This window comes from Salinarchaeum laminariae, assembly GCF_023204835.1.
Classification (GTDB): Archaea; Halobacteriota; Halobacteria; order Halobacteriales; family Salinarchaeaceae; genus Salinarchaeum; species Salinarchaeum laminariae.
Genome location: NZ_CP096270.1, coordinates 823,014 through 842,557 on the forward strand (window position 1 = coordinate 823,014; position 19,544 = coordinate 842,557).

Below are 19,544 nucleotides of genomic sequence, written 5' to 3' on the forward strand. Positions count from 1 at the left end.
TCTCCTGCACCCGTCAATGAGCGACAGCGGTCCACTCTCCGCCGACCGCCCGGACGCCGAAGCCCCGTTCCGCGTCGACGCGCCGTTCGAGCCGGCGGGCGACCAGCCCGACGCGATTGCCCAGCTCGTCGACGGCTACGAGAACAAGGGGTACGACGACCAGACCCTCCTGGGCGTCACCGGCTCTGGGAAGACCAACACCGTCTCGTGGGCGATCGAGGAGCTCCAACAGCCCACGCTCGTCATCGCGCACAACAAGACCCTCGCCGCGCAGCTCTACGAGGAGTTCCGGGAGCTGTTTCCGGACAACGCCGTCGAGTATTTCGTCTCCTACTACGACTACTACCAGCCCGAGGCATACGTCGAACAGACGGACACCTACATCGACAAGGACGCCTCCGTCAACGACGAGATCGACAAACTGCGCCACTCCGCGACCCGCTCCCTCCTCACGCGGGACGACGTCATCGTCGTCGCCTCGGTCTCGGCGATCTACGGACTCGGTGATCCGGCGAACTACCGGGACATGTCCCTCCAGGTCGAGGAGGGCCAGCAGATCGACCGGGAGGATCTGCTCGCCCGGCTGGTCGACCTGAACTACGACCGCAACGACGTGGACTTCACCCAGGGCACGTTCCGGGTGCGCGGCGACACGGTCGAGATCTTCCCGATGTACGACCGGTACGCGATGCGCGTCGAGCTCTGGGGCGACGAAATCGACCGGATCGTCCGCGTCGATCCCCTCGACGGCGAGGTCGTCGGCGAGGAATCCGTCGCGCTGTTGCACCCAGCGGAACACTACTCGATCCCGAAGAGCCAACTGGAGAAGGCGATCGCGGAGATCGAATCCGACCTCCAGGATCGCATCTCGTTCTTCGAGCGCCAGGGCAACCACGTCGCCGCCCAGCGCATCGAGGAGCGCACGACCTTCGACCTCGAGATGATGCGCGAGGCGGGCTACTGCTCGGGGATCGAGAACTACTCGGTCTACCTCTCCGATCGCGAATCGGGCGACGCGCCGAACTGCCTGCTGGATTACTTCCCCGACGACTTCCTCACCGTCATCGACGAGTCCCACCGCACCATCCCCCAGATCAAGGGTCAGTACGAGGGCGACAAGTCACGGAAGGACTCCCTCGTCGAGAACGGCTTCAGGCTCCCCACGAGCTACGACAACCGGCCGCTGACCTTCGAGGAGTTCGAAGAGAAGACCGGCCGCACGCTGTACGTCTCCGCGACGCCAAGCGACTACGAGCGCGAACACAGCGGCCAGGTCGTCGAGCAGATCGTCCGCCCGACCCACCTCGTCGACCCCGCCATCGACGTCTCCCCCGCGGAGGGGCAGGTCGACGACCTCATCGATCGCATCGACGAGCGGGTGAACGTCGAGGGCACCGCCGGCGGTGAGGACGGCGCCGAAGCAGCGGACGGCGCCGCCACCGGGGAGCGCGTCCTCGTCACCACGCTCACCAAACGCATGGCCGAGGACCTCACGGAGTATCTCGAGGGAGCGGGGTACGACGTCGCCTACATGCACGACGAAACGGACACCCTGGAGCGCCACGAGCTGATCCGTTCCTTACGCCTGGGCGAGATCGATGTGCTGATCGGGATCAACCTCCTCCGGGAGGGGCTCGACATCCCCGAGGTGTCGCTGGTCGCGATCCTCGACGCCGATCAGGAGGGGTTCCTGCGCTCGGAGACCACGCTCGTCCAGACGATGGGCCGGGCCGCCCGGAACGTCAACGGCGAGGTCGTGCTCTACGCCGACGAGGTCACCGACTCGATGGACCGCGCGATCGAAGAGACGACGCGGCGCCGCGAGATTCAACGGGAGTTCAACGAGGAACACGGATTCGAACCCACGACGATCGAGAAGCCGATCGGCGAGACGAACCTCCCCGGCGCGGAGACCGACACCAGCTCGGTCGCTGGCGTCGGACCAGACGATATGGAGGAGGCCGAACGCCACGTCGAGGAGCTCCAGCGACGGATGGCCGAGGCCGCGGACAACCTCGAGTTCGAGCTCGCGGCGGACATCCGGGATCGGATCCGGCAGATCCACGAGGAGTTCGATCTGGACGCGTCGGCGGGGGAGGGCGTGGCGCCCGAGCCCGACGCGGAGTTCTGAGTCGGTGGATCGATCGCGGAAACGGCGCCGAGTGCGCCCCCGACGCGCTCGCTACGCCGAGGCGTCCTCGGCGTCGTCACCGATCCCGTACGCGTCGGCGACGGTCCCGGAAGCTCGCGTGACGATCTCCCGAAGCGCCGCCCGTCGGCGGTAGAAGAGGATCGCCGACAGCAGCAAGTAGAACACGGTGTAGGCCTGGAGCAGCAGGATCGAGTAGTCCGTCGCGGTCGGCTCGGAGACCAGTTGGATGATCCCGAACTCGATCACGACCTGGGAGAGGAAGAGGCCAAAGAGTAGGAGTGACTCCTTGACCGAGATGCGGAAGTTCACGAGGATCGCGATGGCGAAGAGGCTCTGTGCGGCGGTGATCCAGATCTCCGCCGCCTGTTTGGAGTCGAAAGGAAGCACGCCGTACTCGCCCAGTGCGATGGAGTAGACGACCGCGAGCGTCCCGATCAGGAGTGTCCACTGGTTGAGCTTCGAGGAGATCAAGGCGTTGAACGCGGCCGTCGAGCGGGCCTTGTTGACGAGATAGGCGACGACGATCAGCTCCGGACTCTCACTGGCCAACGGGGCGATCCACTGGATCATGAAGAACTCGGGGATGCCGTACTGGAGCCCGATCTCCTCGAGGCCGTGCGCGAACGGCTCGACGGCGGTGAAGATCATGATGCCGGAGTAGACGAACAGGGAAATCGAGGCGGCCGAGCGCACAGGGAAGGATTTGCGCTGGAGATACCGCGGAACGCCGACCTGCTCCTCGTGTTCCTCGACGTCGCCCTTGATCACGACGGAGATGTAGACGAGATAGAGTCCCACGAGAACGAGCGTGTCGATCGCCCCGATACCGCCCATGAACGGAACGGTGAACGCGACCGCCGTCGCGGCGAGCAAGAAGAGGATTTCGAGGGAAAGCCCGCGGTCGATCTCGACGCCGCCGTCGCGGAACCGATCCGTCTCGAGAACGTTCGGGTCCGCACGGCCCTGCCAAGCTTTCCAGACGGTGAAAAGCGCGATACCGGACCAGCCGAGACCGATGAGAATCCGGTTGGCACCGGTCATGTTCGCGACCGCGAGGTTCGCGTCGTGACACGCCCGGGCGAGCTCGGTCGATCCCTGCTCCATCGCGGAACGTGAGACGCCGCTACAGGCTTCGGCGGTCGCCCCGCCGCTGCCCGCCTGCCAGGCGTAGAGCGCGTCGACGGCGTACTCCGGCGCGACGGCTAGCACCGCGAGAACCGCGATCGCGAACGCCCGCGGAACGTCCTTCTCGGCAGTTTCGGCACCCCAGGCGAGCAGGAAGGATGCGCCGAGAACGGCGAGCCCGCTGAGCCCGACCTGGAGTCCGACCGGCAGCGATCCGACGGCGCCCGCGAGGTAGACGACGACCCACGGCACGGTGAGCCCGAGCGCGGCGACGAGGGCCCAGAGCGGATGTCGCAGACGATCGAATAGCACTACCAGGGTTCAGCAGTGGGAGGGTCCTGATTGTTTCGAACCCACCTTTTTCTCGTCGGCCCACTTCGTGGGCCTCCTCGAAAAACGTGGGCGAAAAATACTGTGGCCCTCACTCCGTTCGGGGCCCCGAGAAATTGTCTACTCGGCTGTTTCTGTTGCGAGCGATACGATCGCGATCTCGATCTCGGTTCCCTCCACGTCCCACGTCTGCCGGTGCCCGTCGTCGACCGACCCTACCGCGTCCGCACGGACTTCCTCCGCGATCAGGTCGTCGTGTTCGGCGACGAGTCCGGCAACGCGATCGTCCGCGATCGAATACTCCAGTCGGATGGGCTCCTCCATGTCCAGCTCCAGCTCCTTGCGCATCTCCTGAACGCGGCGGATTACCTCGCGAGCGTACCCCTCGCTCTCGATGTCGTCGTCGAGCGTCGTGTCGACGTAGACGACGCCGAGCTCCTCGCCCTCGTCGACGATCGGCGTACCGGAGACGTCGTCGGGCGACTCGGTGACCGGCTCGACCATCGCGTCGGTGAGTTCGTCGGGATCGTCGAGGACGCCGTCCTCGGAGAGTGCAGCGGCGAAGGCCTCGACGGTCGGCTCGTCGACGCTGGACTCGTTGAGCGCGGTCATGACCTCGTGGGCGCGGTCGCCGAAGGCCGGGCCGAGCTCGCCCATGTCGGCGTCGGCGCTGTAGGTGAGTTCGCCCCAGTCCGCGTCGGGATCGAGGAGCTCGATCTCGCGGGAATTGAGTCGGTCGGCGAGCAGCTCGCGGTGACGGGAGACGGCGTCGCGGACCGTGGCGTCTCCGGGTGCCACGACGACTCGGCTGACCGGCCAGCGGAGCTTGCGTTCGGCCTGCTGGCGAGCGTTCGAGCCGGCCTCCTCGACCTCCCGGAGGACGGCGAGGTCGGCCTCGAGCTGTTCGTCGACCCAGCGTTGCTCGGGCTCGGGGTAGTCGAGCATGTGGACCGTCGGGTGGCCGGCATCACTGGCCGATCCCCCATCCGCATCGCCTGCGCGACCGGCGGTGAGCTGCTCGTAGATCTCGTCGGTGAGGTAGGGCGCGAACGGCGCCAGAAGGGCGACCACGCGGTGGAGTGCGTAGGTGAGCGTCTCGTAGGCCGCGAGCTTCTCCGGGCTGTCGCCATCCTCCCACATTCGCTCGCGAACGACCTGGACGTAGAACCGTGAGAGGTCGTCGACGACGAAGGAGCGGACTGCCTCGAGCGCACGGTCCTGTCGGAACTCGTCCCAGTGGTCGTTCGCCTCGATTGCGACGCTCTGGAGCCGGGCGAGCAGCCAGCGGTCGACCGTGGTGAGCGCGCCGTCGTCGTCCAGCGACGCGAGGCGCTCCGGATCGGCGGTCGCGGGATCGAACCCGTCGAGCTCCATGTACGGTAGCGGGAACCGGAACACGTTCCAGAGGATGTTGAGGTCCCGCTGCATCGTCTCGGTCCCTTCCCAGGAGAAGCGCATGTCCTCGCCCTGCGGGTTCACCGATAGCAGGAAGGATCGCATCGGGTCGGCGCCGTGCTGATCGATGACCTCGCCCGGTTCGACGGTGATCCCCTTTGACTTGCTCATGCCGCGGCCGTCGGGCATGTTCGCGTAGCCGTGCATCAGCACCTCCTCGTAGGGAATCTCGCCGGTGGCGGCGGTTCCCATCCCGAGCTGGGACCAGAACCAGCCCCGCGTCTGGTCGTGGGCCTCCATGATGAGGTCGGCGGGCCAGAGCTCGTCGAACTCGTCGGTTCGGGAGGGGTAGCCGATCGTCCCCCAGCTCGCGACCGAGGAGTCGAGCCAGACGTCGAAGACGTCCGGGACTCGCTCGTAGGTCGTCCCGTCCTCCGTGATCGTCAGGTCGTCGACGGTGCCCTTGTGGAGGTCGACGGCGTCGGGGTCGATCTCCTGGTCGACGCGCTCGGCGAGCTCCTCACGATCGCAGATCACGATCGCGTCGTCCATCGACCCGCTCCAGTCGTCACCGCCGTCGGGGAGCCAGATCGGGATCGGGATGCCCCAGTAGCGCTGCCGTGAGACGTTCCAGTCCGGTGCCTCCTCGACGAAGTCCTGGAAGCGGTTGTCTCGCGCCCACTGAGGGTGCCACTCGCTGTCCTCGATGTTGGCGAGCAGCTCGTCTTTGATGTCGGTGATCGTGATGAACCACTGGTCGGTGACGATCTGGAGAATGCCGGTGTCACACCGCCAGCAGTGGCCGTAGCTGTGCGTGGTCGTGCCGTGTGCGAGCAGCAGTCCCTTCTCCTCGAGATCCGCGACGACGTCGGCGTCGGCGTCCTTCACGAACTCGCCGGCGTACTCCCCGGCCACAGAGTCGTAGACGCCGTCGCCGCCCACCGGACAGAAGACGTCGAGGCCGAGCTCCTGGCCGCGCTCGAAGTCCTCCTCGCCGTGACCCGGCGCTGAGTGGACCAGTCCGGTCCGGTCGACCTCGACGTAGTCCGCAGCGTAGACCTGCAGCGCGCCCTCCCCGTCGGCATGATCCGGGACCTCCTCGGCCAGTGGATGGTCGTACTCCCATCCGAGCAGCGCCTCGCCCGGCATCGTCTCGGCGATCTCGTAGTCTGTGTAGCGACCCTCGGTCAGGACGTCCTCGACGCAGTCGGCGGCGACGTAGAGGCGTTCGGTGTCCCCGTCCTTCTCGGCGTCGACGGCCGCGTACTCGACCTCGGGATCGACCGCGACGAAGGTGTTCGCAGGAATCGTCCACGGCGTCGTCGTCCAGATGACGAGTTTGCCGTCCCGATCGCGGAGGTCGAACTTCACGTAGATCGAGGGGTCCTCGACCTGCTCGTACTCGACCTCGTTGTTGGCGATCGCGGTCTCACACCGGGGGCACTGCGAGATCGATCGCTTGCCCTGCTCGACGAGCCCGCGCTCGTGAGCCTGATCGAATCCCCACCACGCGGCCTCCATGTACTCCGGATCGACCGTCTTGTAGGGGTTCTCCCAGTCCATCCAGACGCCGAAGGACTGGAAGTCCGACTGGAGGCCCTCGAGTTGTTCCTCGGCGAACTCCTTGCACTCCTCGATGAACGCCTCCTCGCCGAAGTTCTCGATGTCCTTCTTGTTCTCGAAGCCGAGCTGTTCCTCGACCTTCGTCTCGATCGGCAGCCCGTGCATGTCGTAGCCCGGGCGATCCGTGACGTCGTAGCCGCACATCCGGTGGTAGCGGATGTACGCGTCCTTCAGCGTCTTGTTCCAGGTCGTGCCCATGTGGGCCGCCCCGGAGGTGTAGGGCGGGCCGTCGACGAAGAAGAAGTCCTCGCCGTCGGCACGGTGTTCGACGGTCTTCTCGTAGGCGTTGCGCTCCTCCCAGCGATCCTCGACGTGGTCCTCGACCGCGTGGGGATCGTACTGGTCCGAAACGTCCTCGGAATCGCTCATAGGGTAACGGTGCAACTCCGGGGATAAAGGAGAATCGGAGTGGTGGTGGAGTGTGGCACGGAGCGCTGGTGGTGTCGGCTGGCCGTGAAGAGACCGAATGGCCCGATGCCAGGTGCCACCGTCGTTCACCCGGCCAGCCCGGCTGGCCTCTCGGACGAAAGAGGCACGAGGGGACCGACTCTGTGCACTGACGTCCGTCGGAGGCGTCGGCAGGTACGTCGTGATATATAGGATTCTTACCAAGCGTTAACATCGAATGGCAATGTGATTCAGACTACATGCCCTCTACCTCCCGACGTGCGCTGCTTGCAAGTCTCTGTGTCGGACTCCCCGCGGTGGCTGGTTGCATCGACCTGGATTCGTCCGCCGTCTCCGCGAGCGAGGATCCCGATCCACACTGGGTCACCGTCTACCTGCAGGATCGAGAGCAACAGCGTGACGTGTCGGTTACGATCACGGACGGAGAGGGAGCGACGGTCTTCGAGCGAGCGTATCACCTCTCCGATCGCAACGAAGCCGACGAGAACGCGACGTTTCCGGCATCGACGGATCCCGAATCTATCGTCGTGACGGTCGATGGAACGCAGTTCGAACGCGACTGGCCGGGATTTGAGCAGCCCGAGCTTCCCTGCGGCGAGGCGAACGAGGTTGGGATCGAACTGTGGATCGAGACTGCCCAGGACGGAAGGCCGGAGATTCGGCTGTTTGCGGACTGTCAATCCGTGCGTGCAGAGCAGACGAAGTAGGCCCTGGGCGAATGCGAGTCGCCGTCGGGTTCGCGAGCGTAGCGATCGAAACCCACGCCTGTGCGTGGTCCGACGACGGCCGAGCTTGGACTTGCTGGCCGTTCGCGCGTTAGATCACACCAGTAGCGACGGGCCACAGGACGACCGACGAACGACCACACTCGCTCACGCCGTCGAGACGATTTTGATGACGTCGCCCTCTTCGAGTTCGTGGTCGTCGCCGATATCCCGGCCGCTCCGGGCATCGACGGCGTGGAGGTAGCCCTCACCGATGTCCGAGTGCACCGCAAACGCCAGATCCCGGGGCGTCGCGCCGCGTCGGAGCAGATGAGCGTCGGGCAGCACGGTGCCGGTCGCGTCGGTCCACTTGCTCTGGTCTTCGACGGGGTAGGCGGTGATCCGGTCGAGCATCTCGTAGATCGACTCGTTCAGCGCGGTCTGCACGCCGGTCCCCTCGTGCTCGCGAACGGTGTCCTGCAGCCCTTCGAGGGCGCCGCGCTGGTCGTCGCTGACCTCGCCGACGATCGAGAACTCCTCGTCCCCGGGATCGTAGTCGACGAGATCTGCCTCGGCGGCACGGCGGAGCGCGAGTTCGCCCTCGGCGGTCGTCGGGACGACGGGCTGGTCCAGCGCGAGCAAGCGCTCCAGATTCTCCTCGGGAGCGATGTCGGCCTTGTTCGCGGCGACGAGGATCGGCTTGGTCTCCCGGCGGAGCACCTCGGCGAGCTCGTGGCGATCGTCGTCCTCCCACGCGATCGGGTCCTCGGGGTAGTCGATCGCGCGCAGGCAGGCGGCGACGTCGGCCTCTGTCGCGCCGAACCCGGTCAGCACGTCAGCGAGCGCCTCGTCGACGTCGAACTCCGGCGACCGCGAGCGGCGCTCGATCGTCTCCCAGTTGCGGCCCAGAATGTCCGCCAGCCACTCGACGAGTTCGGACTCGACGAAATCGACCTCCTCGATGGGGTCGTAGCTCCCGACCTCGACGGGCTCGCCCTCGGCGTTTGTCGCGCCCGCCGCGTCGACCACCGCAATGACAGCGTCGGCATTGGTCAGCTCGTCGAGGAACTGGTTGCCGAGCCCGCGGCCTTCGTGGGCGCCGGGGACGAGCCCGGCGACGTCGAGCAGCTCGACCGGGACGTAGCGCTTGCCGTCGCGGCAGTGCTCGTGGCCACAGCGCTCCTCGCGGTCGAGGCATGGGCAGGCCGTCCGGACGTACGCGACGCCGTGGTTGGGGTCGATCGTCGTGAACGGGTAGTTGGCGGACTCGACGGAGTCGCGGGTTGCAGCCTCGAAAAACGTGGATTTGCCGGCGTTGGGCTTGCCCGCGAGCGCGACGGTCAGCATGGTCGATATCTCCGCCCGCACCGGGGAACTGCCTTTCGTTTCCGCGAGTCGGGAAGAGTGCTGGACGTGCCGTTCCGGCCAGCCGCCGATTCAGCGAGACGATCGCGCTGCCAGCGCCCCGCCCGTCAGCAGGGCGACCAGACCGACGGCGACGCCGAAGCCGGGGAGGCTGTCGTCGGATCCGTCGTCGGACCCGTTCGAACCGTTCCCATCCGCTCCGCCGTCGGAGCCGGTGGCGTCGATCGCCAGCTCCGGTGCGACCGTCGTCAGCGCGTCCGTCGAGGGACCCGAGACGATCGTGACCCGATCACCCTCGGTGACGACGGCGACGGAGCCCTCGTACTCGCTACTCGACTCGAACGCGTAGACGTTCGCGTCGTCGGCAGTCTCGCTCGCCTCCCGGACGTCGAGCAGGTCGACGTAGGCGTCGGCGAACTCCTCGGCCTCGCCGTCGTCAGCCCACGCAGTCGTCCAGACGGTCGTTGTCGCCTCGCCGGAAGCATAGACCGCCATCGTGTCGCCGCGCCAGCCCATCGCGGGCGCCTGCTGGTAGCTGACGGGGCCGACCTCGGCGACCGTGCCATCCGGGTTGTAGTTGTAGATCGCTGTCGGCTCGACGACGTTCACCTCGCCGCCACTCTCCAGGGACGGCGCCATGAACATGCTCGCTATCCAGGCGGGACCGACCTCGTCGGTGTTCGAGCTGTTTGGGATCTCGAGTTGCTCCCAGTCGCCCTCCGGCTCGACGCCGATCTCCGGATCGACGAACTCGATGCCCTCGGCCGCTTTCGGATCGATGATCGTGACGGAGGTCTCGGGGATGTCGTCGTACAGCGCGTTCACCGCGTCCCAGCCGCCGGTCTCCTGGTAGAGCTGCTGGACGAACGGCGGCCCCTCGTAGTAGGGGAAGCCGCGCTCGAAGGTGACGCCCCAGCTCGGCGGATCGCTGGCGTCACCGCCACCGCCCGCTTCCTCCTCGGGCTCGATACACGACTGGGCCCAGCGACCGGCGTCACAGCGCTGGACGAACCGGTGCTCGAGCCAGTTCATGTCGCCCTCGATCACCCCGAGCCAGGCGTTCTGCTCGTCGCTCGTCATCGGCCCGGACTGGGAGAGATTGAACTGCTGGTCCTGTAGCGCGTGGCCGAGCTCCTGGAACAGCGTCGATTCCCGGATCGGCGTGGTGCTGCCCTCCGGCCGCACCAGCACGATCCGATCCTCCTCGATGAAATACTGGCCGAGCGTGCCGTTGGCCTGGGTCTGCTCGATCACGCCGACACCGCTCTCCTCGTCGGGGACGACGAGCATCGTCTCGAACTGCGCGTTGGTCGAGCGCGAGGCGGCCTCGGAGACGTTCGCGAACTGGTCGCCCGTCCGTTCGGCGAACTCCTCGTTGTTCAGGACCTCGATCGGCGGGAGACCCTCCTCGAACGGAAGACACCGAAGCGCCTCGACGCGAGCAGCGGTCCGGGCCGCCACCTGCTTGAGCTCCTCGTCGGTGAGTCCGTCGCTCGTGGTCACGTCGAGTGGCTCGTCGTACCAGACGCCGTCGACGAAGCCGATCGTTCCGGTCGTTCCACCGGAAGCATCGGCGTAATTCTCGGGCATCTCCGCGGCGCAGGGCTCGACGAGGGGCTCCACCTCGTCCTGACTCGATGCACCAGCGCTCGGTGCGGCGATCGCGCCGCCGGCAAGGAGCGCCACCGCACCGATCGCTAGCAACAGCAGCGTCCACCGCCTCACTCGAACCGTTCCCGTGGCCATTGCCGGCCGTTGGAGGGGACGCCCCTAAAGTCGCCCGGGCTATCCCAGGGGCGGAAACTGTGCCGATCTTGCAGGGGAGAACCGGTCCGAGAAAGCACGGTCGCCGGAGTTAGAGATCGACGGCCAGCATCGTCTCGTCGACGTAGTCGCCGTCGATCACGTAGTGATCCTCTCGGACTGCCTCGATCGCCCAGCCGTGGCCCTCCAGAAACGCGATCGCCTCCTCGTTCGTCGCCGGGAGCGACTGGTAGACCTTCTCGAACCCTCGGCTGGCGGCCCACTCGAGGCCACGCTGGAGGAGGTGGCTGCCGATGCCGTTGTCGCGGTACTCCTCCAGGACACCGACGGTCAGCTCCGCGGTGTGCGCGAGCTTGGCCAGCTCCGGCGAGCGCAGATGCACCCACCCGACGACCTCGTCGTCGACCGTCGCGACGAAGAACATCCGCGACTCGAGCTCGTTGTGCCGGAGTAGCGCCTGGTCGTGGTCGACCTCCTGGGCGACCGTCTCTGCGACGATGTAGCTCCCGTCCTCGACGACCTGGCGCATGGCGCCGACGATACCCGTGAGATCGGCTTGCCGGGCCGGGCGCACCCTGAAGGACACCTCTTCGCGGTCGAACTCCTCCGCGACCTCGTCGGTGTCGATGGCGACCTGTAACTGCCCGTCGGGCGTTCGTTCGAGATGGCCGTTCCGCCGAAGTATCGCAACGTGGTGGCGGAATCCGCCGGGATCGTGGGGCAGGCAGTCGGTCTGGGCCTCGTCGGGGGCGACCGATCCGTGCTCCTCGACGTACTCATAGAGTACCTTGCGGTCGTCGTGGTCGAACTCCAGTGGCCGGCGAAGCGTCATGTCCGTGCTAATGCGTCACACGTTAATATACGTTGGTGTGGATTATCGCGAGAGAGACGATACTGGAAACACCGGAACAATCGCACCGCGAAAACCGCTCTCGACCGAGATCCAGTGGACCGCGGTCCGTAGTCACTCAGTCGATCTGGATGACGTCCACTTCGACGTTGACGTCGTCCGGCGGCGAGGGCGTGCCGGCGCCCGTTTCGGGTGCCTCTGGCTGCGCGCCGTCGGCCGCGCCGTCGCTCTGTGTCGTGTTCACGCCGCCGACCGTTGCCGAACCACCGCCAGAGCCGGGGACGCCCGGCGTGCCGATGACGAGCCCGCTCCCGTCTTCGGTCGTGTTCATCTCGACAGGGACGGAGCCACCGTCGGATTCGAACTCGACGATCGCGATGACGTCGTTGTAGTCAGGGTCGCTCGCGTCGTCGTGCTCGAGTGCGTACTCCCACATGTCTCCAGGGACCTGATCGGTCGTGTTGGTCATCTCGAAGAGGAACACCGCCTCGTTGGGATCCAACGTCAGCTCGTTGGTCTCCGGATCGATCCGGTCGGCAGCGCCCTCGTTGAGGACTTCGGACGCGTTCCGCTGGTCGGGGAGCACGCCAGAGACCTGCGGGACCTGATCACCGTCGGTGAGTACCTGGACGTTCTCGGGGTTCTGACCCGCGTTCGCGTCGACGCGACGAGCGATCGAACCGAGGCCGTTCGACGGCTGGTAGTCGTACCACGTCACGCCATTTTTGGTCCGCTGCTGGTGGTAGTCGTAGCCGCCGTCGGGATTCCAGAAGGTCGACCGGAGCGTGATCGTCGTCGACTCGCCCGCAGACTGCTCCCACTGGTACTCGTAGGTCTGCTCCTGCGTGTCGTAGGAGTTCAGGTTGCGCTCGTCGTCGACGTCGCCTTCGTCGTTCTCGAACTGGTGGACCTCTTCCACCCCGTCGGTCTCCTGAATGACGGAGACGCCCGTCGGCGCCCAGTTCTTATACCACTCGTCGGCGGAGTACGGACCCTCGCCCGAAATTTCGGTGCCGAGAACGGTGACCGTCCCTTCGCCGCCGCCACTGATCGCGACGCCGCCGTCGCCCTCGTCGATCCCCGAGAGCGCGAGCGTGCCCGACGCGGCGTCCTCGCCGTACTCGACGGTGAAGGTGTGGTTCCCAGCCAGCGAGCTGACGTTCAGGCCGAACGTCACCGTCGACGTCGATCCCCAGCGTGTGGTGACCGTCTGCTGTGGCGTGGTCGCGAAATCGATCGCGGTCCCGTTGGGCCCGGTCAGTGATAGCGTCGCACTGTCGGTACCGTTCGCGAGCCCGGCGTTCTCGAGCGTCGCGGAAATAGTCGCGGAGCCGTTCATCGCCGTGGCGTTCACCGATTCGACGCCGAGATCCGCGCCGGACTCGCCGAGGTAGAAGGATCCGGCGAGCTGTTCGGACTCGCCATCGCTCTCGAGGGTGATTACGTAGTCGTGGGTCTGGCCGGTGGCGAGGTCGTCGATCGCGTCACCGTCGAGACCCAGCTCGGCAGTCTCGCTGTCGCCGGCACTGAGCGAGAGGCTGGTGGATGCGGCAGAGAGCCCCGTCACGTTCAACGATAGATCGCCCGCAGCCGTGTCGTTGCCGAGATTCGTGAGCGACACCGTCGTCGCGAAGTCTTCGCCCACGGTGAGCGTGGTCGCGCTCGCGCTGACGTCGGTGATGCGAATATCGCCCGCGACCGCACCGCCGTCGGGCCGATCCGCGATCGTGAAGGCGTCCGTCACCGTTCCGTTGGGGCCGGTGACGGCGTACTCGTAGTGGCCAGCAGCGAGTCCGGAGACGTTGAGGTCGAACGCGACGCTCGTCGCCCCGCCGCCAGTGACGTTCACCGGCCCGACGGACTGCGTCGGTGCGTTGACGCTTGGATCCGTGAGATTGAGCGTGACGGAGCCGGTGCCGTTCGCGAGACCGTCGTTCCGTAGCGTCCCCGTGACGGTGAGATCGTCGTCACCGTTGCTCAGCGAGTGCTCGACTTCGTCGAGAGATACCATCGCGGCGGTCGCTCCGTAGGTGACCGAGCCATTGACCGTGCTCACCGTCGATCCGGTTTCGTTCTGGACGGCGACCGAGTACTCGTAGGTGGTCCCCGGGGTGAACGTCGAGTTGATCGTGGACGCGTTGACAGTGAAGTTCGTAGTCCCGGTCTCGAAGGCGCCGACGTCGAGCGAGTTAGATCGAGAGACGCTGGTACCGTCGATTGCAAACTCGACGGTCGCGTTCGCGGGGTCGAAGTCGTCGTTGGTGACGGCTGTCTCGACGCTGAACTCCTCACCAGGGGCGAGCACGGTCGGTGCCTGAACGGAGTGGATGCCGAGCCCACCGAGCGTGATGGGATCGGTCGCGTTGTCGATCGTCGAGACGACGCTCTCCTCCGTGGGCTGGGTGATCGTGACGTTGCTCGTCGTTGCGACCTGCTGTTCGAAGTGGTCGTACCAGGCGTCGTGGTACGGACTCGTGACGTTGATCCTGAGATCCGTGTAATCGTCTGCAGGACAGGCCGTGAGGAGCGTCTCGATTTCCTTGGCGAGGCGCGTCCGCTCTGTTTCGTTGGGTTGTGCGACTAGCGTACCTGACGCAGTGGTAGTCGCGGCCGACACCGACAGCACGGAAACCGTCGTGCCGTCCGGACCGTGGCTGATCGGCGGGGCATGCTCGATTCCGAGGCCGCCCTCGGTCTCGGACCAGATCGCGCCGCCTTCGTAGATCATGGCACCGTCCCCACCCTCATAGCGGAGCGCGCCGAGATCCTCCGTCAACTGTTCTGAACAGGCGGTCGTCCCGTCGTGCATCGAGATCGTCAGTGTCCCACCCTCGACGACCTCTGCGTCGACGGCACCGCTACCCATCGGGACCTCTTGTGGATCGCCCGTCGACGCCGCCTCGGAGAGCACCGAGTGGGCCTGGATCGCGGTATCCTTCGTGCTCTCCCACTCCGTCGTGTCCTGCACTGTCTGCAACGCCATCGCCCCGATCGCGACCGTCAGAAAGGCGGCAATGACGATGACGCCGATTAGAACGACCATACCGACGACCTCGGACTGGCCTCGCTGCTGTGACCGATCGCCGTCGTCGGAGAGGTCTGATCTCGTCCGCATTGAGAGGTAATTTAGTTCTACCACGTAATAGAATTAACTAAGGGCAACCAACAGGTTACCAGTGCTAGCTAGTACCAAACACCAGCCAGGAGAGCTGCATGCGGTGCTGAACGCATGTGATTCGAGCGGGACACCGACAGAGATTCGAAAACCCGGTTAGCCGATCACGATACCGCCGACGTCGACGTCGATTTCTTCAGGGCCGGAGGGGTCGCCGGGAGCTGGGCTCTCCGGATTGGCGGGCGTCGGAGTAGCTCCATTTTCTTCATCGATGCTGGAATCGGTATCGTTGATATACTGTGGCCCCTCCCCCGAGACCGTCGAGGGGGTCTCAAGCGTGATCGACACCGCGTCGTCGTCACCCACAGTGAAGCTGACGTTCTGATCGGGGTTCGCAGGTGTGAACTCAAGTAGTGCGATCACGTCGTTGTAATCGGCTCCCCCAGATGTGTTTACGGCTTTTGAGAAATTCGCGTTCTGGTCAGTGAGTTCGACGAGGAACACCATCTCGTTATCGTTGAGTTGGAGTTCGTTGTCCGAATTGAGCCGATCGGAGGCACCGTCGTTCAAGATCTGAGAGACATTCCGCTGGTCCGGATAGGCCCTTTGGACTCCTGGTACAGTGTCGCCATCAGTCAGTACCTCGACGTTGCTCGGATTGCTACCCTGGGATGCGTCGACGGAATAAGCGTATGAGTCGCAAGTGGTGACCTCAGTTCCCCACCACGTCGTGGTGGTTTCGTCCTGATAGTAGATTGGGTCAGGGTGATAGTCCGTGTACGTTCGCTGCTCGTCATATCCGGGGCCGTTGCGGGTGTGATCTTCTCCCGAATCGTATGGCTCACTGCACCCACCCCAAATACCACCGGTATCTTCTCTCGTCCAGTATGTCGCGTTGAGCGTGACGCTGACCGTTTCCCCGGCGTCTTGGCTCCAGCCCCACTCGTAGATATCGTTCTGGGTATCGTAGGTATTCAGGTTCTGGTCGTTGACCAGATCGACGGTCGTCCTTTCACCGTTGGTGTACTCGAATCGCTGAGTTTGCCCGTTGCGTTCCATGACAGCAGCCGCACCAACGGGCGCCCACTCTTTCCACCAAGGAGAACTGACCGATTCCCCGGAAATCTCCGTTCCGAGCACCGTCAGCGTTCCATTTCCAGGTGCATTCACGCTCACGGATCCATTTCCACCCTGCACGCTACCTTCGAACTTCAGCGTCCGGGTTACCGTCTCGCCGCCAAATTCGATGGTGTAATTGTAGACGCCGACAAGATTCGAGGCGTTGAAGCCGAACGTGGCATTTGGGGTGGCCCCTGCCGGCACGTCCACGGTCACATTATCTGAGCCGACTAGTGTACCGTCCTGGTCGTGGAGGGTCAAGTTCACGGGCTCGTCGCCGATGTCGTTGAGCCCGTGGTTACTGACCGTCGAGTTGATCGTGACCCAGTCATCGGGATCAGTCGCGTTCGAAACGGACTCGATCACCGGGACTTCGCCGCTCTTGCCGAGGTAAAACGAACCGTTGGCGATAAACTCCTCGTCGTTCTCGACGAGCTGCACCTCGTAGTTATGAGTCTCGCCTGGCGGGAGCGTCGAGACGTTCTCTGACGGTACGGTGATACCTTTGCTCGTATTCTCCCCCTTGGAAAGAGTGATCGGCTTGGTTACGGTAGGCAACCCGCTGATGTTCAGTGCCAGTGTGCCACTGGTCGAACTGTTTCCGACGTTGTGGACGCCGACGTCGACCGAAAACGAATCCTCACCGTACTCAAGATACTGTTGCGTTGGCGTGACCGACTCCACGCGAATCAGGTCGACGAGCGTCCCCTCATCGCGTTCGGTGATTGTGAATTCCCCATACTTCGTCTCGGGACCCTCAGTTACTTCATCACTGCTAAGCTTGTATTCATAGGTTCCTGCTCGTAATGCCGAAACGTTGACCTGGAACCCGACCTCTGACATGCCACCGTATGCTGAAACGTTTACGTCCTTAGCAAGCATTGGATCCATGTCAACATTTTCTTCAGTTATTTCAAACGTAAGATCAGCCTCTTCGCTGCTCGTTCCGGTATTGATGAGTGTTCCGTTGACCGCAAGCTGGGTTTGATCCGCATCGAGGAAGGTATCCTCAGCATCCGCGAGATACAGTCCCATAGAGTCACTACCGGCGAGGAAGAAATCACCGGACGATTCACTCACACGCTCACCGTCACCATCGTACAAACGGACGGTGTATCCGTAGACTCGATCAGTTGTGAGGTTATGAGCGTTGACAAGACCGTTGTACGTGAATGTACTTGGCGAAAAATTGTTAGCTCCCGTGGTGAAATTTAAACCAACAGTTTCACCGGGGTTAATTCCGGGAGTATTGCTGTGGTTCGCTGCCCCGATATCGTGGATTTCCAGCCTCACGGTGGCTTCCTCGGTGTCGAAACCGTCGTTCGCGATCTCGGTCGAGAGATAGAATTCGTTTGAGTAATCTCCGCTCGCGGGATCAACGATCGACGGAGCGGAGATGTTCGCGAATCGAAGACCCCGACTCTCGTGTGCGGTGGTTGCGTTGGAGATCGTCGCGTGGACCATCTCGTCGTGCGTATCGTTGATCTTGACGTTCGTGCCAGTGATCTGCGAGTTGAAGTGGTCCTTCCACACCTCTGCGTAGTTCGGGCTCGTGACCGAAATATTGAGATCGGTGTATCCGTTTGCCGGGCAGTTCGTCAGGAGTTCGTTCGTCTCCTCGACCATCGTCTCCTGCATCGTCTCGTTGGGCATGGCCATCTGCCCATCGAAGGAGTCCGAGTCCGCGGTCACGGTCTGGATCGAAATCCGGGCCGTCTCGTTGTCGTAGCTGATCGGAGGACTCCGCTGGATCGAAAGTCCGCCATCCGTCTTCTCCCAGATTCCCCCTCCCTGATAGACGACAGAGCCTTTGGGCGTATCGTAGACGATCGCGCCCATCTTAGCCTCGACAGGACCGGTAGAACAGACGTCGCTGCCGTTGTGCATCGCGATCGAAATCGACCCTGACTCGACGATCTCCATATCCACGCCGTCACTCACTGCGAGCTGGCGAGCCTCGCCGCTCTGCAGGGCTTCGGAAATCGCCTGGTGGGTCTGCACGGCGCTGTCGACGGCGAGTTCGTGTTGTGAGCTTCCTTGAACGTCGTCGACGAGTGCGCCACCGGCGACGAGCACTGCCGCGGCGCCGATGAAGATCATCCCGAAGAGGATGACGATCGCGATGACGTCAGATTGCCCTCGCAGGCGGCCCGTTCCGCCTCGCAATCGACGCCACAACGGACGATCTGTTTGTTCCGATGTGGGAGGGCGTTCAACCATGTCAACTTGGCTTGTCTGGCCATTACCTTAATAGTAGTTTATTTATAGCCACTTGTTCCCAGTTACTTCATTATGTTTTCCACTATATTTTCAGTATAATCTTGATTGTGATATCTTTGCTTCCGGCATTGAATCAGAGAATTATTCACGGCGTCGGCGGGTGTCGGGGCGAAACGATAGTTAGCGTGTGGACCGTCGGTCCGGTATGGCCCGCTGTGCAGAATCCGACTGCGACCGGCCGGCCTCGGTTCGCGTCCACGTTCCCTGGGCCGACGACCGGGTAGTCTGTGCCGCACACGCGCGCTCGCTGGCGACGGCAGACGGCGTCGTCGCCGAGCCCCTCGAGGACGCCGGGGACGAGTTTCCCTGACTCGCCGATTGTTCCTCAAGTCGCCCCCGATACCACTTTGAGGGAGCCCGTCGAACCCCTTCGCCATGCGACCCGCGATCGAACACGACGACGTGACCGAATCCGGCGTCTACGTCGCGGGCAACGAGCTTCGCTACCTCCGGGCCGGCCAGGACAACGAATCAGCAGTATTGTTGCTCCACGGCGGAATCGTGGACGCAGCGCATCTCACGTGGGGCTCTGCGATCGGTCCTCTCGCCGCCGATCACGACGTGTACGCGCTGGACCTGCTGGGCTACGGGCTGAGCGACGCCCCACCGGGACCGTACTCGACGGATCGCCACGTGGACGCCGTCGCTGAGTTCATGAACGTCGTCGGGCTCGATTCCGCCCACCTCGTCGGAGCCTCCCTGGGCGGCGGGATCGCGATTCAGCTCGCGCTCGACCGGCCGGAGCTTGTCGATCGGCTCGTTCCCGTGAGCGCCTTCGGTCTCGGGACGAAGCTGCCCCACGGACGGCGAACCTGGCTGCTCGCGAAGCTCGGGCTGCTCAATCGCGCGGGGCTCTGGCTGGCGTCCCAGCGACGGTCGATCGCGAAATCGAGCCTCGACGGCGTCGTGTCCGAGCCGGACGCACTCCCGGAGGAACTCGTCGACGCGTTCTTCAGGGAGCTCCAGCGGCCGACGGCTGGGAAGGCCTACCGGAGCTGGCGCAACGCCGAGGTCGGCTACGGCGGCTGGAACACGTACTACTACACCCGGCTGGACGAGCTCGAATGCCCGGCACTGTTCGTTCACGGCGGCCAGGACGACGTCTTCCCAGCACGGTGGGCGGAACGCGCAGCCGGTATCGCCCCCGAGGGCGAGGTCGAGGTGTTCGAGGACGCCGCACACTGGCTCCCACGCGACCGACCGGATCGGTTCGAGTCGCTCGTCACTGCATACCTGCAGGAGTAAAGTGCCAGGCGGAGGAGGCTGGAATCGACGCATTTCGTGGCGACGATCGGCCCACCGCGCGATTTAACC

The 19,544-nt window shown here is 64.3% G+C and carries 11 protein-coding genes; 4 read left to right on the top strand and 7 right to left on the bottom strand.

Features of this window, described 5'->3' with window-relative positions; genetic code table 11:
* Nucleotides 1-16 precede the first annotated feature (16 nt).
* Entirely contained in the window at nt 17-2,131 is a 2,115-nt protein-coding gene (uvrB, locus tag MXF70_RS03870; protein WP_248517616.1) for an excinuclease ABC subunit UvrB, read from the top strand.
* A 51-nt stretch (nt 2,132-2,182) separates the two neighbouring features.
* Here uvrB and MXF70_RS03875 read toward each other — a convergent pair whose 3' ends face one another.
* Nucleotides 2,183-3,589, bottom strand: a complete 1,407-nt coding sequence (locus MXF70_RS03875; RefSeq protein WP_248517618.1) for a calcium:cation antiporter family protein — start codon at nt 3,587-3,589, stop codon at nt 2,183-2,185.
* A gap of 138 nt (nt 3,590-3,727) precedes the next feature.
* Nucleotides 3,728-6,994, bottom strand: coding sequence for an isoleucine--tRNA ligase (ileS, locus tag MXF70_RS03880; protein WP_248517620.1), 3,267 nt, complete (start codon nt 6,992-6,994; stop codon nt 3,728-3,730).
* Nucleotides 6,995-7,272: 278 nt separating this feature from the next.
* On the opposite strand from ileS, the gene MXF70_RS03885 reads away from it, so the two are divergent.
* Nucleotides 7,273-7,740, top strand: a complete 468-nt coding sequence (locus tag MXF70_RS03885; RefSeq protein WP_248517622.1) for a hypothetical protein — start codon at nt 7,273-7,275, stop codon at nt 7,738-7,740.
* A 165-nt stretch (nt 7,741-7,905) separates the two neighbouring features.
* Here MXF70_RS03885 and MXF70_RS03890 read toward each other — a convergent pair whose 3' ends face one another.
* The 5 genes from MXF70_RS03890 to MXF70_RS03910 all read right to left on the bottom strand — a co-directional run bounded on the left by MXF70_RS03890 (nt 7,906) and on the right by MXF70_RS03910 (nt 18,170).
* Nucleotides 7,906-9,084: a redox-regulated ATPase YchF gene (locus MXF70_RS03890; RefSeq protein WP_248517624.1), complete on the bottom strand. Its 1,179-nt coding sequence runs from the start codon at nt 9,082-9,084 to the stop codon at nt 7,906-7,908.
* A 90-nt stretch (nt 9,085-9,174) separates the two neighbouring features.
* Nucleotides 9,175-10,848: an Hvo_1808 family surface protein gene (locus tag MXF70_RS03895; RefSeq protein ID WP_248517626.1), complete on the bottom strand. Its 1,674-nt coding sequence runs from the start codon at nt 10,846-10,848 to the stop codon at nt 9,175-9,177.
* Between the two features lie 109 nt (nt 10,849-10,957).
* Nucleotides 10,958-11,698 (bottom strand): GNAT family N-acetyltransferase, encoded by a 741-nt coding sequence (locus MXF70_RS03900; RefSeq protein ID WP_248517628.1) that lies wholly within the window; start codon nt 11,696-11,698, stop codon nt 10,958-10,960.
* A 136-nt stretch (nt 11,699-11,834) separates the two neighbouring features.
* Complete coding sequence (locus MXF70_RS03905; RefSeq protein WP_248517630.1) at nt 11,835-14,831, bottom strand: DUF7289 family protein; 2,997 nt, start codon at nt 14,829-14,831, stop codon at nt 11,835-11,837.
* A 156-nt stretch (nt 14,832-14,987) separates the two neighbouring features.
* Nucleotides 14,988-18,170: a DUF7289 family protein gene (locus MXF70_RS03910; RefSeq protein WP_445677851.1), complete on the bottom strand. Its 3,183-nt coding sequence runs from the start codon at nt 18,168-18,170 to the stop codon at nt 14,988-14,990.
* Between the two features lie 205 nt (nt 18,171-18,375).
* Here MXF70_RS03910 and MXF70_RS03915 point away from each other — a divergent pair, with 205 nt between their 5' ends.
* Both MXF70_RS03915 and MXF70_RS03920 read left to right on the top strand, forming a co-directional pair.
* Nucleotides 18,376-18,540, top strand: coding sequence for a DUF8014 family protein (locus MXF70_RS03915; protein ID WP_248517634.1), 165 nt, complete (start codon nt 18,376-18,378; stop codon nt 18,538-18,540).
* 65 nt (nt 18,541-18,605) lie between these two features.
* Nucleotides 18,606-19,475: an alpha/beta fold hydrolase gene (locus MXF70_RS03920; RefSeq protein ID WP_248517636.1), complete on the top strand. Its 870-nt coding sequence runs from the start codon at nt 18,606-18,608 to the stop codon at nt 19,473-19,475.
* The last annotated feature ends 69 nt before the right edge of the window (nt 19,476-19,544 follow it).